Annotated in this window: 21 protein-coding genes, 1 other RNA gene and 1 riboswitch; of the genes, 1 reads left to right on the top strand and 21 read right to left on the bottom strand. The window is 67.5% G+C overall.

The genetic code is table 11. From position 1 onward, the window contains the following. Positions 1-11: 11 nt before the first annotated feature. From DT069_RS04530 to DT069_RS04440, 19 genes are all read right to left on the bottom strand, one after another. Positions 12-923, bottom strand: a complete 912-nt coding sequence (locus DT069_RS04530; RefSeq protein WP_162912980.1) for a cell division protein FtsQ/DivIB — start codon at positions 921-923, stop codon at positions 12-14. Then, positions 911-1840 (bottom strand): D-alanine--D-alanine ligase, encoded by a 930-nt coding sequence (locus tag DT069_RS04525; protein ID WP_162912995.1) that lies wholly within the window; start codon positions 1838-1840, stop codon positions 911-913. Before DT069_RS04525 ends, DT069_RS04530 begins: the two co-directional genes overlap by 13 nt. Next, a complete protein-coding gene (gene murB, locus DT069_RS04520; protein ID WP_119459091.1) occupies positions 1834-2799 on the bottom strand; it encodes a UDP-N-acetylmuramate dehydrogenase in 966 nt (321 codons plus the stop codon). Before murB ends, DT069_RS04525 begins: the two co-directional genes overlap by 7 nt. After that, entirely contained in the window at positions 2796-4214 is a 1419-nt protein-coding gene (gene murC / locus DT069_RS04515; protein ID WP_119459090.1) for a UDP-N-acetylmuramate--L-alanine ligase, read from the bottom strand. The genes murB and murC overlap by 4 nt, the downstream gene beginning before the upstream one ends. After that, positions 4211-5386: an undecaprenyldiphospho-muramoylpentapeptide beta-N-acetylglucosaminyltransferase gene (gene murG, locus DT069_RS04510; RefSeq protein WP_119459089.1), complete on the bottom strand. Its 1176-nt coding sequence runs from the start codon at positions 5384-5386 to the stop codon at positions 4211-4213. The genes murC and murG overlap by 4 nt, the downstream gene beginning before the upstream one ends. Beyond that, positions 5383-6507: an FtsW/RodA/SpoVE family cell cycle protein gene (locus DT069_RS04505; RefSeq protein WP_119459088.1), complete on the bottom strand. Its 1125-nt coding sequence runs from the start codon at positions 6505-6507 to the stop codon at positions 5383-5385. Before DT069_RS04505 ends, murG begins: the two co-directional genes overlap by 4 nt. Then, positions 6504-7925 carry a UDP-N-acetylmuramoyl-L-alanine--D-glutamate ligase gene (murD, locus tag DT069_RS04500; protein WP_119459087.1) on the bottom strand — a complete coding sequence of 474 codons (1422 nt, stop codon included), beginning with the start codon at positions 7923-7925 and terminating at the stop codon, positions 6504-6506. The genes DT069_RS04505 and murD overlap by 4 nt, the downstream gene beginning before the upstream one ends. A gap of 19 nt (positions 7926-7944) precedes the next feature. After that, positions 7945-9033 (bottom strand): phospho-N-acetylmuramoyl-pentapeptide-transferase, encoded by a 1089-nt coding sequence (gene mraY, locus DT069_RS04495; protein ID WP_119459086.1) that lies wholly within the window; start codon positions 9031-9033, stop codon positions 7945-7947. Between the two features lie 18 nt (positions 9034-9051). Continuing rightward, positions 9052-10512, bottom strand: a complete 1461-nt coding sequence (locus DT069_RS04490) for a UDP-N-acetylmuramoylalanyl-D-glutamyl-2,6-diaminopimelate--D-alanyl-D-alanine ligase (RefSeq protein ID WP_425449997.1) — start codon at positions 10510-10512, stop codon at positions 9052-9054. After that, positions 10509-12014 (bottom strand): UDP-N-acetylmuramoyl-L-alanyl-D-glutamate--2,6-diaminopimelate ligase, encoded by a 1506-nt coding sequence (locus DT069_RS04485; protein WP_119459289.1) that lies wholly within the window; start codon positions 12012-12014, stop codon positions 10509-10511. The genes DT069_RS04490 and DT069_RS04485 overlap by 4 nt, the downstream gene beginning before the upstream one ends. Further along, a complete protein-coding gene (locus DT069_RS04480) occupies positions 12001-13755 on the bottom strand; it encodes a peptidoglycan D,D-transpeptidase FtsI family protein (protein WP_119459085.1) in 1755 nt (584 codons plus the stop codon). Before DT069_RS04480 ends, DT069_RS04485 begins: the two co-directional genes overlap by 14 nt. After that, entirely contained in the window at positions 13752-14201 is a 450-nt protein-coding gene (ftsL, locus tag DT069_RS04475) for a cell division protein FtsL (protein WP_119459084.1), read from the bottom strand. Before ftsL ends, DT069_RS04480 begins: the two co-directional genes overlap by 4 nt. Then, positions 14198-15190 carry a 16S rRNA (cytosine(1402)-N(4))-methyltransferase RsmH gene (gene rsmH, locus DT069_RS04470; protein ID WP_119459083.1) on the bottom strand — a complete coding sequence of 331 codons (993 nt, stop codon included), beginning with the start codon at positions 15188-15190 and terminating at the stop codon, positions 14198-14200. The genes ftsL and rsmH overlap by 4 nt, the downstream gene beginning before the upstream one ends. Then, positions 15187-15648, bottom strand: coding sequence for a division/cell wall cluster transcriptional repressor MraZ (locus DT069_RS04465; RefSeq protein ID WP_119459082.1), 462 nt, complete (start codon positions 15646-15648; stop codon positions 15187-15189). Before DT069_RS04465 ends, rsmH begins: the two co-directional genes overlap by 4 nt. Positions 15649-16013: 365 nt before the next feature. Next, positions 16014-16446: RNase P RNA component class A (rnpB, locus tag DT069_RS04460), an RNA gene on the bottom strand. Positions 16447-16478: 32 nt separating this feature from the next. Further along, positions 16479-17204 (bottom strand): N-acetylmuramoyl-L-alanine amidase, encoded by a 726-nt coding sequence (locus DT069_RS04455; protein WP_119459081.1) that lies wholly within the window; start codon positions 17202-17204, stop codon positions 16479-16481. A gap of 4 nt (positions 17205-17208) precedes the next feature. Next, the gene (locus tag DT069_RS04450) at positions 17209-18087 is read right to left on the bottom strand and encodes a DMT family transporter (protein ID WP_425449996.1); all 879 of its coding nucleotides are present in this window, start codon (positions 18085-18087) and stop codon (positions 17209-17211) included. After that, a complete protein-coding gene (locus DT069_RS04445) occupies positions 18084-19937 on the bottom strand; it encodes an ABC-F family ATP-binding cassette domain-containing protein (protein ID WP_119459080.1) in 1854 nt (617 codons plus the stop codon). The genes DT069_RS04450 and DT069_RS04445 overlap by 4 nt, the downstream gene beginning before the upstream one ends. Before the next feature lie 22 nt (positions 19938-19959). Continuing rightward, positions 19960-20751, bottom strand: a complete 792-nt coding sequence (locus DT069_RS04440; RefSeq protein WP_119459079.1) for a TerB family tellurite resistance protein — start codon at positions 20749-20751, stop codon at positions 19960-19962. A 144-nt stretch (positions 20752-20895) separates the two neighbouring features. Continuing rightward, positions 20896-20991, top strand: a riboswitch (TPP riboswitch). Positions 20992-21134: 143 nt separating this feature from the next. Between DT069_RS04440 and thiD the strand changes: the two genes are divergently transcribed. Further along, on the top strand, positions 21135-21950 hold the full coding sequence (thiD, locus tag DT069_RS04435; RefSeq protein ID WP_119459078.1) for a bifunctional hydroxymethylpyrimidine kinase/phosphomethylpyrimidine kinase: 816 nt from the start codon (positions 21135-21137) through the stop codon (positions 21948-21950). Here thiD and DT069_RS04430 read toward each other — a convergent pair. Next, positions 21945-22739: a DUF3750 domain-containing protein gene (locus DT069_RS04430; RefSeq protein WP_119459077.1), complete on the bottom strand. Its 795-nt coding sequence runs from the start codon at positions 22737-22739 to the stop codon at positions 21945-21947. The two genes, thiD and DT069_RS04430, sit on opposite strands and share 6 nt — an antisense overlap. Before the next feature lie 281 nt (positions 22740-23020). Further along, on the bottom strand, positions 23021-23812 hold the full coding sequence (locus DT069_RS04425; RefSeq protein ID WP_119459076.1) for an oxygen-binding di-iron domain-containing protein: 792 nt from the start codon (positions 23810-23812) through the stop codon (positions 23021-23023). Positions 23813-23923: the final 111 nt, after the last annotated feature.

The raw sequence follows: 23923 nt of genomic DNA, 5'->3' as shown, positions 1-23923 counted from the left end.
GACTTGCGGCATTACGTGTTGTTGGCGGGCGCGCGATAACGCGCCGCCGTCTCCGGTGAGAGGCGAACCACCAGCCGGTCGGGAAGCCGGAGGTCGACCGTCATGACATCGCGGGCCAGCACCCCATGCTCGCGGTCGAGGCGCGCCAGCCTCTGCCAAGCGGCGGCGGCGCCGGTTTCCGGCAGCTCTATGTCGGTTCCGCTGTCGAGGCGCAGATTCCAGCGGCGCCCGGAAACCCGGACGGCCGCCACGACGCGCCGGCCGAGATCGGGTTCCAGCGCCAGCATCTCGAACAGGCCCGGTGCGTGCGCCGGAGCGCCGTCGCCGACGATGACCGGCAGGTTTCCGAACGCCGCGATCTTCGGTACCGGGATGACCTCGCCGCTGTGGCTGACCAGAACTAGCTCTTGCGACCGCTGCCACAGCGCCATCGGCTCGAACTCCTCGAGCTTCAGATACAGGATGTCCGGCAGACGCCGCTCGACGGTGGCGGATCGGATCCAGGGCAGGGCCTCGAGCCGCGCCTTGATCTCAGCCGGCGCCAAGGCCAGGATCGGTTCTCCCCGGCTGACCTGAAGCGCGGCCATGAGATCCTCCGAAGCGGTCTCCTCGCGCCCTTCGACCAGTACTTGGCGAACGGCGAGCCCGGCATCGGCCGAGGCCGCCACGACGCCCGCGACGGCGGTCGCCGAGGTCTGTGCGATCCAGCCGCTCTGCCAGGCCCAGCCAATGCCGCCGCAGACGAGACCGACTGCAGCCAAGCCGGCGCAGTAGCGCGTCAGAGCCATGCGCCACCACGGCGTCGGCCGGCGCCGGATCGTCGTCCGGGACTGCGCGCGCCGGGGCGAGGCGGCAGCCCGCCTCTTGCCGGGCTGCGTCGGGTGCGATGCAGCCTTCGCGGGTTGTTGCTTCAATCGTCGCATCGGGCGTTCTCCACCATCCATGCGACAAGGTCCGTGAAGGAGATGCCGAGATGGGCGGCTTGCTCCGGCACCAGAGAGAGCGGGGTCATCCCGGGCTGAGTGTTCACCTCGAGCAGATAGAGGCGGCCGGTCCCGCCGCCGCCCTCGGCCGTGTCGTCATAGCGGAAGTCGGCGCGGCTTACGCCGCGGCAGCCGAGCGTCCGGTGCGCCAGCAAGGCCAGGCGCAGCGACTCCTGATAGACGTCGTCCGGGATCGGCGCCGGGATCACGTGGGTCGTCTTGCCGGCCGTGTATTTCGCTTCGTAATCGTAGAAGCCGGCCTGCGGCTGCAGCTCCGTTACCGCCAACGCGCGGTCGCCCATGACCCCGACAGTGAGCTCCCGGCCGGGAACGTAGGGCTCGATCAGGACCTGCTCACCATAGGGCCAGGTGGCCTCGTCGAAGGGTTTCGCATTGTCGCCCGCGCGGACGATGCGGACGCCGACGCTCGACCCCTCATTGTTCGGCTTGATGACATAGGGGCGGGCGACGACATCGCCGGCGAGCGCCGTGGCGCGATCCACCACCACACCCTCGGGGCAGCGGATTCCGGCGTCCGCGAACAGCCGCTTGGCCATCGTCTTGTCCATCGCCACGGCAGACGCGAGGAGCCCGGAATGAGTATAAGGAACGCCCATCAGATCGAGCACGCCCTGAACGCAGCCATCCTCGCCATAGCGACCGTGCAGCGCGTTGAACACGACATCGGGGCGCGGTTCGAGCGCAGCCATTAGGGCCGCCATATCGTTACGGAAATCGAGGGTGGCGGTGTCATAGCCGCGGGCCCGCAAGCCCTTCGCGACCTCTGCGCCGCTGACGAGCGACACCTCGCGCTCCGCCGATCGCCCGCCCATCAGGACCAGAACCCGCTTCATGATGGCATCCCCCCCGGTACTCCCCCGGGCATCCCTCGAAGGTCGGACGGCTCGCCGATGCGGCGAATCTCCCAGTTCAGCATCACGCCGCTCGTCTCATGCACGCGCCGCCGGACCTCTTCGCCCAGCGCCTCGATCTCGGCAGCCGTCGCCGTGCCGGTGTTGATCAGGAAGTTGCAGTGCTTCTCCGACACCATCGCGCCGCCGCGCCGCAGGCCGCGGCAGCCGGCACGGTCGATCAGCTCCCAGGCCTTGAACCCGGTCGGGTTAGCGAAGGTGCTGCCGCCGGTCCGCGTTCGGATCGGCTGGGTGTCCGCGCGCGCCGCCTGAATCTCTTGAATCCGCTGGCCGATATCGGCGGGTGCCGACGCTACTCCCCGCATTTCCGCGCCGAGGAAGATCCAATCCTCCGGCACGCCCGACCGACGATAGCCAAGGCCGAGCTCGGACGGCTCCAGCCGGTGGACATGCCCGGTCGAATCGACGACCTCCGCCGCCACGAGCACATCCGCGATCTCGCGGCCATAGGCGCCGGCATTCATGCGCAGGGCGCCGCCGACCGTGCCCGGAATGCCAGACAGGAACTCGATGCCGCCCAGCCCCGCATCGCGCGCGGCCAAGGCGACGTTCAGGTCGAGGGCGCCGGCGCCGGCGGTGAGCCTGTCATCCGCCGCCGTGATACCAGCAAAGCCGCGCCCAAGTCGGAGCACCACGCCGGGGATGCCACCGTCGCGCACCAGGAGGTTGGAGCCGACACCGATGACGGTGACCGGAACATCGCTCGGCTTCTCCGCCAGGAAACCCAGAAGGTCTTCGCGGTCGGCCGGCCGAAACATCATCTCGGCCGGACCGCCGACCCGGAACCAGGTGATGCCGGCGAGCGGCGCGTTCTCGGTCAGCCGTCCGCGCACCGGCGGCAGCCGCTCGATCAGCCGTTTTGTCTTGCTGGCGGCCACCGTCATCCCCCGGCTCCGTGATATCGAGCGAGTTCGTCCGGCAGCGCATGCGCCCAGTTGGTGATGCTGCCCGCACCGAGGCAGACCACCATGTCCCCCGCGGTGGCCAGCTCGTCCACCAGCCCGGCGAGCGCGGCGGCGTCCGGCAGCGGCTCGGCGTGGCGATGGCCATGCGTCCGCAGACCGTCCACCAGAGCGTCGCGATCGATGCCTTCGATGGGGCTCTCGCCCGCCGCATAGACATCGGCCACCAGCACATGGTCCGCGTCGTTGAAGCAGGTGCAGAACTCCTCGAACAGATTGGCCAGCCGCGAATAGCGGTGCGGCTGCACCACGGCGATGACCTTTCCCGCGGCCGCGGCCCGGGCGGCGCGCAGGACGGCCGCGATCTCGACCGGGTGGTGGCCGTAATCGTCGATCACGGTGATGCCGCGGGTCTCGCCGGTCTTGGTGAAGCGGCGTTTGACGCCGCCGAACCCGCCGAATCCGCGACGCAGCACCTCGTCGGTGATGCCGATCTCGTTGGCGACAGCGATGGCCGCGAGCGAGTTCTGCACATTGTGGGCGCCGAACATCGGCAGCCGCAGGCGCGAGATGGTGCGCGTCGTTTCCTGGATGCGGTCGGTCAGGATCACGTCGTAGACGGCGCCGTCGGGGCCGATCTCGATATCGACCGCGCGGATGTCGGCCTGCGGACTCAAGCCGTAGGTGACGACGCGGCGATCGGACACCCGCGGGATCATCGACTGCACGACGGGGTGGTCGATGCACAGCGCGGCGAAGCCGTAGAACGGGACGTTCTTGATGAAATCCTCATAGGCCTGATTCATCGTCTCGACCGTGCCGTAGAAGTCGAGATGCTCCGGGTCCATGTTCGTGACGATGGCAACCGTCGCCGGAAGCTTGACGAACGTGCCGTCCGACTCGTCGGCTTCGACGACCATCCAGTCGCCGGCGCCGAGGCGGGCATTGGTGCCGTAATTGTTGATGATGCCGCCATTGATGACCGTCGGGTCGAATCCAGCGGCGTCGAGCAGGGCGGAAACCAGCGAAGTCGTCGTCGTCTTGCCGTGCGTGCCGCCGACGGCGATCGCCCATTTCAGGCGCATCAGCTCGCCGAGCATCTCCGCCCGGCGCACCACGGGAAGCAGCCGCGCCCGCGCGGCGGTGACCTCCGGGTTGTCGGACTTGACCGCCGAGGAGACGACAACGACCTCGGCATTGGCCACGTTCTCGGCCCGATGGCCGATCTCGACCGAAATGCCGAGCGTCCGTAACCGCTTCACGTTCGCGTTGTCGGCCTGATCGCTGCCCTGCACGCGATAGCCGAGATTGTTGAGGATTTCGGCGATGCCGCTCATGCCGATGCCGCCGATGCCGACGAAGTGGATGAGGCCGATATTCAGCGGAAGTGATCTCATGCGGCGACCTCCTCATTGTCCGCATCGCTTCGACGGGCCCTGCGATCGGCCCCGTTTTCGGGCATCAACGCGACCACTAGGTCGGCCAGCCGGATCGCGGCGTCGCAATGCGCGGCCTTGCGCGCAGCGTCAGCGGTTTGCGTTAGGGTTTCGGGCCGGCTGAGGACCGCCTGCAGCCGTTCGGCCAGAGTTTCGGGCGTCAGGGCGCGCTCGGGCATCAGCCAGGCGCCGCCGACATCGCTGATCGCCTTCGCGTTGGCCGTCTGATGATCGTCCGTCGCGAAGGGATAGGGGACGAGGATGGCCGGCCGGCCGGCGGCCGTGACCTCGGCCACGGTAGAGGCGCCCGAACGGGCGACGACCAGATGCGCCGCGGCGAGCCGTGCCGGGATGTCGTCGAAGAAGGTGGCGAGCTCGGCCTTGAGGCCGAGATGCGCATAGGCGGCCCGCGCCGCCTCCAGATCCTCGACGCGGCACTGCTGAGTGATCCGCAACCGCGTCCGCAGGTCCCGCGGCAGCCGCGCGATGGCGGACGGCATCACCCGACCGAAGATTCGTGCGCCCTGGCTTCCGCCCAGGATCAGAAGCATGATCGGGCTACCGGGCTGGAGCGTGGGGTAGGGCTGGTCGGCCAAGGCGGCGATGCCCGGCCGGACCGGGTTGCCGGTCAGTGCGAGCTTGCCGGGATCGAGCGGAATCGCCGCCTCGATCGCCGGGAACGAGGTGGCGATCCGCGTTGCGCGCCGGGCGAGCAGGCGGTTGGCACGGCCAAGCACGGCGTTCTGCTCGTGCAGGATGGTCGGCAGCCCGGCCCGGCCCGCGGCCAGCATCGTCGGTACCGACGGATAACCGCCGAAGCCGACGGCAACATCCGGTGCGAGCTGCGTAACCATCCGGCGCGCTTGGAGCAAGCCGACGGCAAGCTTGAAGGCGCCCTTGGCGCGCCGAATGACGGTCCCGCCGCTTAAGCCCCCGGCGCTGATATGATGGGTTTCGACCGCGGGCAGGCGGTCGCCGAAGCCGCGGCCGCGGCGATCGGTGATCAGCGCCACGCGGAAGCCCCGGGCGAGCAGCTCGCCAGCCAGCGCTTCGGCCGGGAACATATGGCCGCCGGTCCCGCCGGCCGCGAGCAGGACCTTGCCGAGGGCCTGATCGGTGCGTGCAGCCGTCATCGCAGGTCTCCCGTGCCGACGCGGCGCCGGGTGAGCGCCAGCGCCATCCCCATGCCGAGCGACAGCGCCAGAAGCGACGAGCCGCCATAGCTGATGAAGGGCAGCGTCATTCCCTTGGTCGGCAGCAGATGAAGCGTTGACCCCATATTGATCAACGCCTGCAGCCCGAAGGTCACGAACAGGCCGGTCGCCGCGAGAAGGACGAACAGGTTGGTCTCCTGCATCAGGCGGGCGAGGCCGCGCAGGACGATGAAGGCGAACAGGCCGACGATGAGCAGGCACACGAGCAGGCCGAACTCCTCTCCCGCGACGGCGAAGATGAAGTCGGAATGGGCATCGGGCAGCACTTCCTTGACGGTGCCCTCGCCCGGGCCGCGCCCGTACAGGCCCCCGTTCATGAAGGCTTCGAGCGAGCGGTTCACCTGATAGAGATCGCCGGATGCCGGATCGAGAAACTGGTCGATCCGGTCGGTGACGTGCGGAAAGGTGAGGTAGGCGGTGATCAGCCCGAGGATGCTCAGCAGGGCGAGTGCGACGACCCAGAACATCGGCAGGCCGGCAAGGAAGAACTGTCCGAACCAGGTTGCCGCCACGACGACCGTCATGCCCAGGTCGGGCTGCAGCATCAGCAGCGTGACCACTAGGGCGAACAGCGCGATGGAAATGGCGTTGCCGGGAATTCGCTCCTTGCCGTGCTGGGCGGCGAACATCCAGGCCGCGACGACGGCGAAGGTCGGCTTGAGGAACTCGGAAGGCTGCAGCGAGAATCCGAAGATCGAGACCCAGCGCGTCGCGCCCTTGATCTCGCTCCCGGAGATCAGCGTCATCGCCGTCAGTATCAGCGCGCCCAGGAAGCAGATGGCGGCCAACCGCCGCACATTGCGCGGGCTGAGCAGCGAGGTGCAGATCACCAGGGCGACGGCCACCGGCAGCATCGCGAAGTGCTGCCGGGCCAGATAGAAGCTGTCGAGGCCGATGCGCACTGCGACCGCCGGGCTGGCCGCGAGGACCAGGAGCACGCCGAAGAACATCAGCAGGCCGACCGCTGCCAGGGCCCAGCGGTCGATAGTCCACCACCACCGCCCGAGAATGCTCGTATCCGCCCGTGAGAAGGTCGTCATTGCGCCCTCCGCAGCAGGTCGGAGTCCGGCGCGCCGCCTCGATTGTTCTGCAGTGCCGTGATCAGACGCCGGAATGCCAAGCCACGCTCTTCGAAATTGGCGAACTGGTCGAAGGACGCGCAGGCCGGCGACAGCAGCACGACGGCGCCGGGCCGCCCTTGCGCCTGCGCGAGCGCATGCGCGGCCGAGACGGCGTTGTCGAGCGTTCCCGACTGGGTGACAGCGACCTTGCCGGCGAGCTGCTCGGCAAAAACGGCGGCGGCTTCGCCGATCAGGAAGGCATGGGCGATGCGCGGGTAGTACCGGTCGAGGCCGGCCAGACCGCCTTCTTTCGGCTTGCCACCGACGATCCAGTAGATCGGATCGTAGCAGGCCAGCGCTCTAGCGGTGGCGTCGGCGTTCGTCGCCTTGCTGTCATTGACGTAACGGACGCCGTCGAGCAGCGCGATCAGCTCCTGCCGATGCGCGAGGCCGGGGAAGCTTTGCAGGCCGTCGGCGATCTCGGCCACCTCGAGCCCGGCCGCCCGGCAGGCCGCGCAGGCGGCGGCGGCGTTCTGCCAGTTATGCCCGCCGGGCAGGGTCGGGGCCAGCCGCATGTCGAGGACCGACTGCGCGCGCCCGTGGCTGTCGTCGATCAGCAGGCCCTTCTCGACATAGACCCCGCCGGGCACTGGTCCCCGTGCGGAGACGGGAATCACGATCTGCTCGCCCTTGGCCGCGAGGCCGGCGTGGATTTCCTGGCAGTGGATGTCGTCGACGCCGATCACCGCCGTTTGTGGCGCGACCTGCTTCGCGAAGATGCGCTTCTTCGCGGCGATGTAGCCGGCCATGCCGCCGTGGCGGTCGAGATGATCCGGGCTGATGTTCAGGAGAGCGGCGACGTCGAACCGGGCCGACCGCATCAACTCGAGCTGATAGGACGAGCATTCCAGCACATAGCTGCCGCCGGCCTCGAGCGGTTCGAGCGCCAGGGCAGGGGTGCCGAGATTGCCGCCGACCTCCACCCGCCGGCCCGCACTCTGCATCAGATGGCCAATCAGCGCCGTGGTGGTGGATTTTCCGTTGGTTCCGGTGATGCCGAGATAGGTCGCCTTCGGCTGCGCGCGGGCCAGCAGCTCGATGTCGCCGATGATCGGGCAATCGGCGTTGCGGGCAAGCTGCGCCACCGGATGCGGCGCCGGATGGGTATGCGGAATGCCGGGGCTGAGCACGAGGCTCGACGGCCTGGTCCAGTCGCAGCGGGAGAGGTCGGTCAGCGACATGCCCGCCATCTCCGCGGCCGCACGGCGCTCGGCGCTGTCGTCCCACGCCCAGATCTCGGCGCCGCTCGCCGCCAGCGCGCGACCGGTCGCAAGGCCGGAGCCGCCGAGGCCGAGGACGGCGACGGGGCGATCGGGCGGGAATGGGGGGCGGATCACGACTGCGACTCCATGGCCGTCACCGGAGCTTCAAGGTCGAGAGCCCCGCAATGGCGAGGATCGACGCGATGATCCAGAACCGGATCACGATGGTGGGCTCCGCCCAGCCCTTCTTCTCGAAATGGTGATGCAGCGGCGCCATGCGGAAGACGCGCCGGCCGGTGAGCTTGAAAGACGCCACCTGGACGATCACCGAAACCGTCTCCAGGACGAACAGCCCGCCGATGATCGCTAGAACGATCTCGTGCTTGACGATGACGCTGATACCGCCAAGCGCTCCGCCGACGGACAGCGAGCCGGTGTCGCCCATGAAGACCATGGCCGGCGGCGCGTTGAACCACAGGAAGCCGATGCTGGCCCCGACCAGGGCGGCGCAGAAGACCGCCAGCTCGCCCGCGCCGGGAACGTAATGAATCTGCAGGTAATCGGCGAACACGGCATTGCCGACCAGATAGCTGATCAGCGCGAAGCAGCCGCCGGCCATCATCACCGGAACGATGGCGAGGCCGTCGAGCCCATCGGTCAGGTTGACGGCGTTGGATGCGCCGACCATTACGAACACCGCAACCGCCAGGAACAGCCAGCCGAGGTTGATCAGCAGGTCCTTGAGGAAGGGGACGGCGAGCGTGGAGTTCAACGGCTCCGGCGTGATCCACATGATGGCGAAGGCGGCGACCAGACCGACCAGGATCTGGGCCAGCAGCTTGAAGCGGCCCGGCAATCCCTTGCTGTTGCGCCGGGTCAGCTTCAGATAGTCGTCGCCGAAACCGACGAGGCCGAAGCCGATCGTGACCCAAAGGATGATCCAGACATAGGCATTGCTGAGATCCGCCCACAGCAGAGTGCTGAGAGCCAGTGCCAGAAGGATCAGGACGCCGCCCATCGTCGGCGTACCCTTCTTCATCAGCAGATGGGACTCCGGTCCGTCGAGGCGGATCGGCTGGCCTTCGCGCTGCTTCTGCTTGAGCCATCGGATCACCGACGGCCCCAATACGAAGCTGATCAGGAGCGCGGTCATCACCGCGCCGCCGCTTCGGAAGGTGAGGTAGCGGAACAGGTTGAAGATCGGCACCTGGTCCGCCAACGGGACGAGCAGATTAAAGAGCATGTGGCCGGCGCTCCCCGCTCAATTCCCGTTCGCCGCGCGCGGCGATGCCGCGTCGGGCGGTGACTGGTCGAGGGCGCGCAGGGCTTCGACGAGCGGCCCCATCCGGCTGCCGAGCGAGCCCTTGACCAGAACGACGTCGCCCGGCCGCACCGTCGCTGCCACCTGGGCGATGAGATCGGCAGCCGTGGCGGCATGGCCGCCCCGCTGCGACGCCGGCAGCGCCCGGTCGAGCGCCGCCATCAGCGGTCCGGCGGTGAAGACCAGATCCACCTGCGCGGCGCGCAACTCCGGCGCCAGATCGGCATGGAGCCGTTCCTCCTGGGCGCCAAGCTCAAGCATGTCACCCAGCACCGCAATGCGCCGTCCGCCGGCGCCGGGTTTCGCCTGCGCGAGCACCTGGAACGCCGCCCGGACTGCGGCCGGGCTCGCATTGTAGCTTTCATCGATCAGCTCGAACGGGCCGCCCGGCAGCGCGATATGCTCGCGCCTGCCGCGGCCCTTCAGCGGTACGAGCTTCGACATCGCCGCCGCCGCGGCGCCGAGGTCGCCGCCGGACGCGACGATGGCCGCCAGGACGCCGAGGCTGTTCAGCACCCAATGCAGGCCGGACACGGTCAGGCGATAGTCGATGCGCTCACCCAGAATGCTGGCCGAGACCGTGCTGCCGGTCGCGTTCAACGCATAATCGACGAGCCGGGCGTCGGCCTCCTCGTGGCGACCGAAGCCGATGATGCGCGCGAGCCCCTGGGCCCGGGCGTGCGCGGCCAGCCGATTGAACTGCGGGTTGTCGCGGTTCAAAACAGCGGTGGCGCAGGAGGTCATTCCCTCGAAGATCTCGGCCTTGGCATCGGCGATCTCTTCCACGGACGAGAAGAACTCCATATGCACGGCCTCGATCGTGGTGATGATCGCGACGTCCGGCCGGACCTGACGCGACAGCGGGCCGATCTCGCCGGCGTGGTTCATGCCGAGCTCGAACACGCCATAGGCGACGTCGCGCGGCAGCCGCGCGAGGCTGAGCGGCACGCCCCAGTGATTGTTCAGATTGCCGCTGCTGGCGAAGGTCGGCGCCGTCGTTTCGAGCGCCAGCTTCAGCGCCTCCTTGGTGCCGGTCTTGCCGACGCTGCCGGTGACCGCGACGAACCGCGCCGCTGACCGGTCGCGCGCCGCCCCGCCCAGCGCCTCCAGCCCGGCCAGCGTGTCGTCGACCAGCAGCAGCGGCGCGCCGCTCGGCAGGCCGTCCGGCACCCGGCTGGCCAAGGCGGCGACCGCACCTTTCTCTAGCGCCGCGCCAATGAAGGCGTGTCCGTCGAAGTTCGGCCCCTGCAAGGCGACGAAAAGGTCGCCGGTCTCCAGGCTACGGCTGTCGATCGACACGCCGGAGGCGGTCCAATCGCCTGTCCCGCGTCCGCCCGTCGCGGCGATCGCCTCGGTCGCGGTCCAGAGCGGTGTTTGCGTTTCCATGGCCGCCGGTGTCATGCGCCGCCTCCGGACTTTCCGTCCGCGTCCATGGCCGACGCGACGGAACGCGCGACATCGCTATCGTCGAAAGGATGCGTCACGCCCGCGACCGTCTGGCCGGACTCATGGCCCTTGCCCGCGATAACCAGAAGGTCGTCCGGTGCCAGGCGGGTGATCGCCGCGCGGATCGCCTCGGCGCGGTCGCCGATCTCCGTCGCCTGTGGGCAGGCGGCGAGGATCTCTGCACGGATTGCCGTCGGGTCCTCGCTGCGCGGATTGTCGTCGGTTACGATCACGCGGTCGGCATGTGCCGCCGCGATCGCCCCCATCAGCGGGCGCTTGCCGCGATCGCGATCGCCGCCGCAGCCGAAGACGACCACGAGCCGGCCCTTCGCATGCGGGCGCAGAGTTTTCAGCACGGTTTCCAGCGCGTCCGGCTTATGCGCGTAGTCGACATAAACGGGAGCGCCGTTCGGGTGGCGCGCGACAAGCTCGATGCGGCCATGCACGCCGGTCAGCCGCTCCAACGCGGCGACGGCCGAGGCGGCATCCTCGCCGCCGGCAATGACCAGCCCGAGGGCGCAGAGCGCGTTATGGGCCTGAAAAGCCCCGGTCAGCGGAAGCAGAATGCGATGCCGCCGGCCGAACAGCCCGATCGTCAATTGCTGGCCTTCGGCGACCGGGACGCGATCCTCGAGCCGGATGTCGACCGCGCCGCAGCCATAGCTCAGGATGCGAAGCCCGCGAGCGTGGCAGGTCGCCGACAGCTGCTCATATTCCGGCATGTCGGCGTTTAGAACGGCGCCGGCGTCGGGCGGCAGAAGCGCGTCGAACAGGCGCAGCTTCGCCGCAAGATAGGCATCCATCGATTGGTGGTAATCGAGGTGGTCCCGCGACAGGTTGGTGAAGGCCGCGGCGGTGATCCGCACGCCGTCGAGCCGGTACTGCTCGAGGCCGTGGCTCGACGCTTCGAGCGCGAGATGATCGATGCCGCCGCCGGCTAGCGCATCGAGACAGCGATGGAGGGCGACGGGATCGGGCGTCGTCAGCGAACCGGCGGCGTCGAAGCCGGGCGCCACGACGCCCAGCGTCCCGAGGCTGCCGGCCCGGTGGCCGAGCAGGGTCCAGAGCTGGCGGGCGAAAGAAGCGACGGAGGTCTTTCCGCTCGTCCCGGTGACCGCCGCGACAACCCGCGGCTGGGAAGGATGAAATCTTGCCGCCAGGAGCGCGAGGCGCCGGCGTGGGTTGTCGTCGGTCACCAGGGCGACCGGCCGGTCGTAGGGCTTCAGATGCGTGCCGCTGGCGGCAAGCACCGCAACCGCGCCGCGTCCGACCGCATCATCGATGAAGCCGCGCCCGTCCGCCCGGCTGCCGGGCAGGGCGGCGAACAGCCAGCCGGGCTGGACCTGCCGGGAATCGGCGGTCAGCCCTTGCACATCGATCTGTTCCGCTGGGGTCGCGATCTGCACTGCGGGTCTTTCTCCTTCGACCAGGTCGCTTACCAAGTCATTCAGCAGCATGCGTCTGGTCCGTCGCGTTCACCGCGATCAGCAGGTCGCCCTGTGGGTCCGCCTCCTGCTTCTCGTCGACCGGCGGCATGCCGACCAGCGTCGCCATGCGCTGAACCAGCCGCCCAACCGCCGGCGCCGCCACCCAGCCGCCGGTCGCATAACCATAGGAGGTCGCGTTCGGCTTCGGCTCGTCGATCATAGCCAGGACGACATAGCGCGGATCGTTCATCGGAAAGGCGCCGACGAAGGATGCGACGCGCGCATTTTTGTTGTAGTTGCCGCCGCTCAGTTTCTCGGCTGTTCCGGTCTTGCCGCCGACGAGATAGCCGGGGGCCTTGGCGAAGCTGCCGGTTCCTTCCTCGACCACGAGTCGAAGCAGCCGCCGCATTATTGCCGAGGTGTCGGCCGAGATCACGCGATCGCCGACCGAAACTTCGTGCGGGGCCCGTTCGATCAGGGTCGCCGGCCGCATGACTCCGCCATTGACCATCGCGGACACGGCCGAGACCACGTGCAGCGGGCTGACCGCGATGCCATGGCCGTACGAGATCGTCATCATATTGATCGGCCGCCAAGGCGCCGGATACATCGGCTCGCCCACTTCGGGCAACTCGATGCCGGCCGCACGAAGCATGCCGAGTCGCTTCATGAATGCCTTCTGGGCCTGCGGTCCGACCTCCTCGGCCATTTTGGCCGAGCCGATGTTGGAGGAGTAGATGAAAACCTCCGGCACCGTCAGCCGCCGATCTTCCCCGTGGAAATCGTGGATCGTGAAGCCGCCGATGCGGATCGGCTTACTCGCGTCGTAGGTGCTGTCCAATCGCGCGGTGCCGCTCTCGAGCGCCATGGCCGTGTTAAAGATCTTGAAGGTCGAGCCCATCTCGTAAAGGCCGAGCGTGGCGCGGTTGAAGCGCGCATCGGCGGTGGCCGATCCCGGCGCGTTCGGATCGAAGTCCGGCAGCGAGACCATGGCCAGGACCTCACCGGTGCGGGTGTCGAGGACGATGCCGGCGCCGCCGATCCCGTCGAAGTCGGTGATCGCCTGCGATAGCTCCTCATGCAGGATATGCTGGATGCGAAGGTCGAGCGACAGCTGGAGCGGCTCTTGGCCGCCGCGTAGTACGTCGTTGAAGGACAGTTCGATTCCGGCGAGGCCGCGATTGTCGATGTCGGAGAAGCCAACGACATGGGCGGTGAGTGCACCTTGCGGATAGACCCGACGCTCCTCCTTCTGAAAATGAAGTCCAGGAATGCCGAGCCGGTTGACTTCATATTGTTGCCGCGGCGTCAGGTTCCGCTTGATCCAAATGAAGCTGCGGTCGCTCGAAAGCCTGGCGACGAGATCGGCATGATCGACCTCCGGCAGGACTTCGACGATCCGCCGCGCCGCTTCTTCAGCGTCGAGCACCTGACGCGGATTGGCGTACAGGGAGGCCGTCTCCAGGTTTGTCGCCAGCAGCACCCCGTTGCGGTCGATAATGTCCGCGCGCTCGGTCCGCATCGTCTGCTGCGGCACGTCGGCCAGGCTCGGCTCGCCCCCTTCCTGCAGCAACGTCACGCCGATAAGCCGCATTCCGACGACGGAGAAGGCAACGGCGAAGAGCGCGGCAGCGAGCAGGAGTCGGGTCCGGCCGATCTCCAGCGCCCGCTTCGTGTCGCCGTCCAGATGGACGACGTCGTTCCGTCGCGGCGGCCGCGGATCGGCGTGACGGGGATTGCATGGCGTTGATCTGGCGACGAGGGACGTCATTGTGCGATCCTGAGTCCGGTCTTGGGGGCGATCCTGGTGCTGGCAAGAATGGCGGCCGAAGCCGCCGGGGTCTCATCGGGACGCCGCGCGTCGCCCGGTGTGCTTCCGGGTGCATTTCCGGGAGCGTCGCTGGTCCGCGGCACGAAATCGGGCGCCAGCGGCGGAATCGGCAATGGCTCCGGGAGATCTTCGAAGCGGGCCAGATGCGCCGCCGTGACGGGGGCCATGTCGAGATGGCGGCGGGACAGCTCGGTCAACCGGGCCGGCTCGTTGAGATAGCTCCATTCGGCGCGCAGTACATGGATCGCCTTCTGGTCGCTCAGGATCTGCCGGTGCAGGCTGGTCAATTTTTCTTCGAGCGCCTGAACCTCGTATTTGACCTGGAAAAGGCCGACGCCCGCGATCACGGCGAAGCTCAGCCAAAGGATCGCGCCGAGACGAATCATGCGGCATCCCCCCAAGCTTGCGCGGCAGTGCGCTCGGCGGCGCGCAGCCGGGCCGAGCGTGCCCTCGGGTTCCGTTCGATCTCGACCGCCGTCGGCGTCACCGCGCCGCTCGAAAGCAGCCGGAAGGACGGCGCCCGCGCGGCTTCTCCGGTGTCGACTGGCAGATGCCGGGATTGCCGCGGAGCCCGGTCGCTGCGCTGCCGCAGGAAGGTCTTCACCCGCCGGTCCTCGAGCGAATGGAACGAGACGACCACAAGACGTCCGCCCGCGCGCAGCAGCGTTTCGGCGGCCACGAGGCCGCGCTCGATCTGTCCCAACTCGTCATTCACATGGATCCGAAGCGCCTGGAAGGTGCGCGTCGCCGGGTCGATCATGTCCGGTCGCCCCTTCGCGCCCGCCCGCACGGTTCGGCGGACGATCTCGGCAAGCTGCGAGGTCCGGGTGATCGGCGCTTCGGCACGCGCCGCGACGATCGCCCGGGCGATCGCCCGGGCCTTGCGCTCCTCGCCCAGGTGGAAGATCACGTCGGCCAACTCGCGCTCGTCCATCCGGTTCACGACGTCGGCGGCGCTTTCGCCGGCGCGCTCCATCCGCATGTCGAGCGGGCCGTCGGCGCGGAACGAGAAGCCGCGCTCCGCCTCGTCGAGCTGCATCGAGGAGACGCCGAGATCGAGAGCGATGCCGTCGGCCTCGGCGACACCGCGCGATTGCAGCAGCTCGACCATGTCCGCGAACCGGCCCTGGACGAGATGCAGGCGCCCCGGAAAGCGGCGGGCGAGTTCAGCGGCGCCGGTGATCGCCTCGGGATCGCGATCGATGCCCCAGACGGTGCAGTCCGCGGCCTCGAGCAGCGCGCGCGCATAGCCGCCGGCACCGAAGGTCCCGTCGACATAGACGCCGCCGTCGCGCAGCGCGAGCGCCTCCGTCACCTCCTGCAGCAGAACCGGCTGATGCCGGGCGCCGCGCTCGATCTCATCCGGCCCGCTCATGCCTGCTCACTCGGCCGAACACGCAGGGTGCGGCCCTTCTCCAAGGCCCGGCGGCGCGCCTCGGCCTTGTACTCTTCAAGGGTGGCCGGCTGCCAGATCTCGAAGCTCGGCCCCCGGCCGACGAACGCGGCCTCGTCGGTGATGCCAGCATGCTCCGCGAGCGAGGCGGGCAGGACGATACGGCCTTCGCCGTCGAAGGACAGCTGCTTGGCATCAGCGAACAGGGTGGCCGTCAGATCGTCATGCTCGTCGGAGAACAGGTCGACTTGGTTCACGTTCGCGCTGAGGCCCTCCATCCAGTCCATGCCGGCGCACTGGATCGCCTTGTATTTGAACGAGGGGAACGCGACGACGCCGTGGAAGGTTTGGCCGGTCAAGGCAGCGCGATAGGTCGCGGGGACGGAGACCCGGCCCTTCCGGTCCACCCTATTGATGAATGTATCGATGAACAGAGCCATCGAATTCCCGGCCGCTCCATTGCTCGGCTTCTGTCGCTTTCACCGCCCCGCAGCGGCACCCCCAGGTCGACAATTGGGTCGAGAGATTGCTCTCGCTGAGGCGATTGGGATAGCATGGGCCTAGATGGGCGTCAATGGGATTAACCAGTAATTCTCTGGAGAAAACAAACGATTAACAAATTGCTAACAGAGTTATACTCAGGCAAGCAGAGATTAACGGAGTAGTTGTCCACAGCTGAGGAAAACTCGCGCCAAAGTGCGGCGGGAGTCTGTTCGTGATGTGTTCTTTTCGGGAAATTTCCGAAGGATAACGAAACGCGGAACGGATCGGCTGTGAGATTGGCGTGGAAACAGCCTGTGGAAAAGAGGCCAGACGGCTTGTAAGCCGGGTTCTGTCCCGACCCTCCCATCGGGAGAGTCGGGGATGACCATTCATCTGGGACGCCCGTTGCCGGACGCCTCGCGCGACCTACCCGGGCGGCGGCGCGGAAACACGCCTGACCCTCAGCCCCGAAGAGCATGGGATCGGCCGCCCCTATGCGGTCTTGCTCCCGGTGGGGTTTACCGTGCCGCTCCCGTCGCCGGGCGCGCGGTGCGCTCTTACCGCACCCTTTCACCCTTACCCCGGTAGCCGATCGATGATCGGCGGGCGGGGCGGTTTGCTTTCTGTGGCACTGTCCCTGGGGTCGCCCCCGCCGGGCGTTACCCGGCACCGTGTTTCCGTGGAGCCCGGACTTTCCTCCCCCCGGCCCGGCTTTCGATCAAGTCGGACCGGAAGGCGGCCATCCGGCCGTCTGGCAGCTTGTAGGTAAGGCCCCTGCCTCCCGCCGTCAACCGACCTGTTTGCGGTCGGTGCCGGCCAGGAGAGCCGCCAGCCGACGACGGGTCCCGGCGTCCGGCGTTCCGTCGACGAGGTCCGGGCGGAAATGGCGTTGGAAGGCGCTGACGGCGCAGCGCGTCGCGTCGTCGAGAACGCCCGTCACCACCGCCTCGTAGCCGAAGCGCGCCAGAGCGATCTGCACTCCGGCGATATCGTCGCCGGTTTCGGCGATCGTATCGGCTTGGGGAAGGTCGTCCGGCCAAAGGCCAATTCCGGCCCGTGCGAGCCGCTGCCAATCGAACAGCTCGCCGGGGTCGAGCTTGCGGGCGGGCGCGACATCGGAATGGCCAAGCACATTGCGGGCCGGAATGGGATGGCGGGCGAGGATCGCGCGCGTCAGCCCTTCCAGCGCCGTCATCTGCGGTTCGGGAAATGGGCGGTAGCCGAATTCGTGGCCGGGATTGACCAGCTCGATCCCGATCGACAGCCCGTTGACGTCACGCTCGCCGCGCCAGAAGCTGACGCCGGCATGCCAAGCGCGGGCTTCCTCGGGCACGAGCCGCCAGACGCGGCCGTCCTCCTCGATCGCATAGTGGGCGCTGACCTTGGCCGCCGGATCGCACAGCCGATCAAGGGCGGCCTCCGCGCTGGTCATCCCCGTATAATGCAGGATCAGCATTTCGACGGCCCGGCCCTCCGGTCGCCGGTCGAAATTGGGAGAGAGTCGGTCCCTCATGACGCTACAGCCCGCCCTTGGTCGCCGGCTCCATGGCGCGCGGGCGGCGAATGACGATGATGCCAACGCCGCAGATCGTCGCGATCCCGCCGAGCACCAAGCTCGTCGTAAGCGGGTCGCCGAGGATGAAGACCCCCGACAGGACGCCGATGACAGGAACCACAAGCGTGAACGGCATGACGAGGCTGATCGGATAGTGGCGGACGAGAAAGTACCACGAGCCATGCCCGAAAACCGTTACCAACACCTGAAACGCGACCGCGGCCCAGGCTTGCCAGGGTGCCGTTCGCAGGGTTTCCATCTGGCCGTCCTCCAGCCAGAGCGAGAGCAGCATCATCGGCGGCGCCGAGAGGAGCGCCAGCCAGCCATACATAACCAGGACGCTGGGTTCGGGGCCGAGCTGCTTCATCTGGATACTGGCGACCGCGAAGGCCGCGGCCGCGCCGATCACCAGAAGCAGAGGAACGAGACCGCCCGCGAAGCGCGGCTCGCCAGCAATAATCGCGACGCCGGCGAAGGCGACGGCCATGCCGGTCGTCCGCCGCCAGCCGATCCTGTCCTTGAAGAGGATTGCGGCGAGTAGCGCCGCGAACGGCACCTGCAGCTGAATGGCGATGGCCGCCGTGGCGGCGTCGATCTGGCGCATGCCGATGAACAGCAGGCTGAAATGAATCACGCCCAATGTCAGCGACAAGGCCGCGACCTGGCCGAAGCGGCCGCGCGGCCATTTCAAAAAGGGCAGCAGGACGGCGGCGACGCCGATGAATCGCAGCGCCAGCAGCAGGAACGGCTCTAAATACAGAAGCCCGATCTTGACGGCGACGAAGTTGGCGCCGAAGACCAGGATCACCAACAGCATGATCGCGAAATGCGGCGGGCTCACCCTTTGCTCCGGGCGAGCGCCTGCGAACGTTCCTCGAGTTCGAGCCACCGGTTCTCGGCATTGGCCAACTCGGCATTGGCGGCATTCAGCCGCTGCGTGATCCGCTCGAAGGCCGCCGGATCGCGCGCATAGAGCCCGCTATCGGAGAGGCGCTGCTCGAGTTCGGCGATCTCGGTTTCCAGCGCCTCCAGCCGTGTCGGCAGGCCGTCGAGCTCGCGCTGCTCCTTGTAGCTGAGCCGCGTGGGGCGTTGTTCTTCCGGTTTCGTCTGCGGCGGCTTGCCGGTAGTGGTCGCCTTCTTCGCCGGCCGACTTGCGTCCTCAGTCGGCCGCTGTCGCCGATAGTCGGAGTAGCCGCCGGGATATTCGGCCGCCACGCCGTTCCCCTCGACGGCGATGATGCTGGTGACCAGCCGGTCAAGAAAGTCGCGGTCGTGGCTGACGAGAAGCAGCGTGCCGTCATAATCGTCGAGCACTTCTTGCAGCAGGTCGAGCGTCTCCATGTCGAGATCGTTTGTCGGTTCGTCGAGGATGACGAAGTTACTCGGCGCGGCGAACAGCTTGGCGAGGAGCAGACGCGCGCGCTCACCGCCGGACAGGCTGGCGACCGGCATCAGCGCCTGCCGCTCGTCGAACAGGAAGTCGCGCAGATAGGCGACGACATGGCGCTGACCGCCGCGGACCATGATGCTGTCGCCGCCGCCCGGCACCAGCGTCTGCCAAAGCGTGGCCTGGTCGTCGAGCGCGGCGCGATGCTGGTCCAGATAGAGCGACTGCAGGTTGGTCCCGAACCGCACTGTCCCCTGGTCGGGCGGCAGATCTCCGGTCAGCAGCTTCAGAAGGGTAGTCTTGCCGGCTCCATTCGGCCCGATGATGCCGATCCGGTCGCCGCGCAGGATGCGCGTCGAAAAGCCGCGCAGGATCATTTTCTCCCCACCCGGCTCCCCGTCCGGAGCCGGGAAGCTCTTGCCGAGATCCTGCGCTTCGATCACGAGCTGCCCGCCGGTTTCGGCTGCGCCCAGCGCGAGCTTCGCGCGCCCGGCGGCCTTGACCCGCTCGGCCCGCGTCCGGCGCAAGGTCTGCAGGCGGCGAAGGCGGCCCTCGTTGCGCTTGCGCCGCGCCGTGACGCCGCGCTGCAGCCAGTGGGTTTCGGCGGCGATGCGGCGGTCGAGGCGATGCGCCTCCTCCCCCTCGGCCTCGATGATTGCCGTCGACCAGGCGTCGAACGCGGCGAAGCCGTCGTTCAATTCGCGAATCTGGCCGCGATCGAGCCACAGCACGCGCTGTGACAGGTTTCGCAGCAGCGCCCGATCATGGCTGATCATCAGCAGCCCGCCGGAAAACCGTGCGAGCTCCTCCTCCAGCCATTCGATCGTCGGCAGGTCGAGATGGTTGGTCGGCTCATCGAGGAGCAGCAGGTCCGGATCGCCGACGAGAGCCTGGGCGAGGGTCGCGCGGCGGCCCTCGCCGCCCGACAGGGTGCCGAGCGGCCGCGCGCCCTCGAGGCCGAGTCGGTCGAGGACCGCCTCCACCCGATAATGCGTCTCCGCCGCCTCGCCTGTGGCGGGCAGGCCGCGGGCGACATAGGTTTCGACCGCCTGCTCTTCGCGGAACACCGGGCTCTGCGGCAGGGTGGCGATGCGGGTCCCGGGCTGGACGAAGCGCTCGCCGCCGTCGATCTCTATCTCGCCGGCCAAGGCCTTGAGCAAGGTCGACTTGCCGCTGCCGTTTCGCCCGACGAGGCAGGCGCGGTCGCCGCGCCCGATGGACAGCGTCACACCGTCAAACAGCGGCGCGCCGCCAAAGGTGATGCGGGCCGCGCGCAGCGATGCGAGGGGAGGAGCAGGGGGCATGCTGACTATCTAGGCGGAGCGGCTAACGGATGCCACGCTCTCTGCTGATGTGGTCATAGGCGGCGTTGATCGTCGCCATCTTCTCGTTCGCCAGTTCGATGAACTCCTTCGGCATGCCCTCGGCGACCAGCCGGTCGGGATGCGTCTCGCGGATCAGCCTTCGATAGGCGGTCTTGATCGCCGCATCCTCCATGTCGCGTCGGACGCCCAGGATCTCATAGGGGTCGGCCCCGTTCGGCCCGGTTTGCGAGGCGCGGATGCGCTCGAACTCCTGCTCCGAAAAGCCGAAGATCGTCGCTACCTGCCGCAGGAAGTCGAATTCGCCCGGCTTCACCCCGCCTTCCGCCTTGGCGATGTGGAACAGGCCGTCAAGAAGTTCCTCCAGAACCGGCGAGTGGGCCGGGAACATGCCGGCGATCTGTCGCGCATAAGGTTCGAACCCGTGCGGGTCACGGCGCGCGCGGTCGAACAGCCAGCCGACATTGCGCATCTCGTGCGGCGGTATCCGGAACACCTCCTTGAAGGCGTCGACCTCGGACCGGGTGACGTGCCCGTCCGACTTGGCCATCTTGGCACCGAGCACGATGACCGCGATGGTGAAGGCGATCTGCTTGGTTGCATCGCGGCCATCGTTGGCCTCCTCGTCGGCCCCGGTGCCGGAATCGTCGCGCGCCGGTTTCACTCCGCCTTCCTCGGCGGTTCCGTCGCGCATGCTGTCGACCGCATGCCCGGCCACGGCCCCGAGGAGCGCGCCGATCGGTCCGCCAATGGCGAAGCCGGCCGCTCCGCCCAGGATCTTGCCCCAAATGCTCATCGGTGCAGCGTCAGATCATCGCCGTTGGATTGTCCCCAGAAGGTCTCTCCCCCCAAGAAGCGTCACCATAGTATGCAAGGTCGGCTCGCGCCAGCGGGACGGCGCCCGCCGCATTGACAAGATGTCCGCCGCTCCTATGATCGCGCTCGTGACACGGGGTGCCCGCCGCGCGGGCTGAGATCACACCCGTTGAACCTGATCTGGGTAGTGCCAGCGAAGGGAGCCGTCATCCGATGTCGAATCTCCGCTTTCCCCTGTTCACGCGGCGGCTCCCGCATTCTTCGAGGGAGTCGCATGTTCATCAGCATTGTTGTCCGGCAGATGCTGTCCGCTGTGCGGGCAGTGAAGCCATTCGTCCATAGCATCGAGAGAGTTCGGGTCCGATGACGGCGAACGTTCTTTCGATCGCCGGCTCGGATCCCAGCGGCGGGGCGGGTATCCAGGCGGATCTCAAGACTTTTGCCGCGCTCGGCACCTACGGCATGGCGGCCATCACGGCGCTGACCGCCCAGAACACGCGGGGAGTGAGCGGCGTTCACGCGGTGCCGCCTGCCTTCGTCGCCGAGCAGGTCGACATGCTGTTCGCCGATATTAGGGTCGATGCCGTGAAGGTGGGAATGCTCGGCGGCGCGGCGGTGGTCGCGGCGGTCGCCGATCGGCTGCGCCGGCATCGGCCCGAAAGCGTCGTCGTCGATCCGGTGATGGTGGCGAAGAGCGGCGATCGGCTCCTGGACGAGGCGGCGGTCGAAACGCTGCGCGGACAGCTTCTTCCGCTGGCGACGATCGTGACCCCGAACCTCCCCGAGGCGGGCGTTCTGCTCGACCGGGCTGCGCCGGCGGACCCGGAGGCGATGCGGCGGGCGGCGATCGATCTGCATGCGATCGGCCCACGATATGTCCTGCTCAAGGGAGGGCATCTCGCGGGCATCTGCAGCGACGATCTGCTGTTCGACGGAAGCGCTTTTCTCGATCTGCCGGCGCGGCGCGTTTCGACGAAAAACACGCACGGGACCGGCTGCACGCTCTCCGCGGCGCTCGCCGCTCTGCTGCCGCAGAGTCCCGATGTTCCGCAGGCGGCCCGTGCCGCCAAGTCCTATATCACGGCCGCCATCGCCGCGAGCGATCGGCTAACGGTCGGACAGGGTTATGGCCCGATCCACCATTTTCATGCGGTTTGGCACGGTGGAGCGCGCTTATGACGCGGTGGGTGGCCAGGACAGCGGCTGGGCTACTACCGTCGTTTCGCCGATCAGGCTCAGACGTCCGACGCCGGGAAGCTTGATGGCAAGGTCGAGAGGGTCGATGCCCATTGTCAGGCCCAGGAGATTGATCTCGATTCCCTCCTCGATGCCGACCAGGATACCCAGGAGGCCAAACACCGAAAGCTGGAAGCCCGTGCCGCTAGGCGCAGCCGCCAGCGGGCTGGAGACACCCAGATAGTCCTTGCCGATCGCGGTTGGCGGCAGGTCCAGGCGCAGTTCCGGCATCTGCCGGGCGACATAGGCAACGAACGTGTTGCTGTTCGGGCCGGGCCAGGCACGATAGCTGTCGGCATAAGGATAGGTTGCAGCGGCCTGGGTGATGCGCTCGATCAACGCGTCCACGCCCTCGCCGCGAAGCTCGACGAGAATCTCCGGATCGCTGCCGAACCATTCGGAGTCCGGCGGCCGGTCGTTCGCATAGAGCGCCGGCAGGCCGCGATAGCTGCGCCAGCCATTGACTTCGTAGACGGTGTAGTTCCGGGCATCGGTCGGCTTCACGGCGATCCAGGTATGCACCGCGAAGGCCGCGCGCCAGCCGAAGGCACGAGCGGCGTAGACCTGCAGCACGGCTTCGCGCGCCACTGCCGGATCGGGCGCCAGTCCAACCGGGTTTCGGCTGGCGGTGCGCCAATCGGCACCGACCGACACGTTCCCCGTGGCGATGACGAACAGCGGTCCGAGCAAAAACAAAGTGAGGGCGAGGGGAAAGACAAATAGCCAGCGCATGATTTCTTGCCTATTAGCGAGAGATTGCGGCGGCAATAAGGCCGGCCCCAGGCTCTTGATCCTGAGCCGACCGGCAACTTATTGCGACCTTAACGCAAGAAATCGCTCTTGCTAACCGATCATTTGACGGAATTCGGTGCGGCCCAGAGCTGTCAGAGGTTCCTAGCCCCGATTCGACGAAGTGTAGGCTTCCGAGCTTCAACAGGAAACACGTCTGACAGGGTACTCCCCTCTTCCTCGCTTCTATCGAGCGTGCGCGCCTCTTCGATCCGCCGGATTGCTCATGCGGCCATCATCTGCTCGAGCGCGGCCTGATCCGGGCCTTCGAAGGCCGGTGCGGCGAGCGCGGAGGAGAGATGGCACAGCAGAGTCTCCGTCATGCCGTTGGCCGCGGGCAGGTGGCTGCTCAGGACGACGCTCGGCGCAAGGCTGCTAACCGCGTCCAGCGCGTGATCGAACTTGTCTTCGTCCGCGGTGCGGAGCCACGGCGCGTCGACGGTGGACCAGGCGACGAGACCGTCGCGCAGGTCTCCGGGCGGAATCTCCGCCGCAGTTTCGGCCGGCTCGTTCATCAAGGCGCCGAAGCAGTCCGCGCTGAAGAAGGCCCGCGTCTTCGTGTCGAACAGGCCGGTCGTCTCCGGCGCATCGAAGGCTGGCGGCGTGACCGCGACGAGTCGCCGGTCGCCGATGTCCAGGCTCTGGCCGGGATTGAGCAGATACACGCGGTCGAGCGGGAGTTGATGGAGGCCCATCTTGCCCATGCCCAGGAAGGTCGTGACCACCCGCGCCTTGGGAGCTTCGGCGAGAACCGCTTCGAGATTGCCGAAATGATCGGGATCCATATGCGTCAGCCAGATCCAGCGAAGGTCGTCTAGAGCGACGGCGGATCTCAGGCTTTGCATGAAGCCTTCCCGCAACGACGCCAGCCCGCTGTCGACCAGAACCGGCTGGGCGGCGCGGATCAGAAAGGCGTTGACCGGGAGAACCCCGTATCCCGGGACGGGAATATAGGCGGGCAGGGAGTCGGTATCCACCGCCACCGAACGCGGCTCGAACATCATCGGGCGATCCATCTTGTCCTCATTTTCGATCAAACAGACTGGCAAACAGGCCGGAACCAGGTGCAATTCGGCGACTGCTTGCGCCGAGGGTCGGCCTTTCGCGGTCGCCACTTTCGGTAAACA

This window comes from Virgifigura deserti, assembly GCA_003576685.1.
In the GTDB taxonomy this organism is placed as follows: Bacteria; Pseudomonadota; Alphaproteobacteria; order Dongiales; family Dongiaceae; genus Virgifigura; species Virgifigura deserti.
This window is presented reverse-complemented; position numbering and strand designations above follow the sequence as displayed.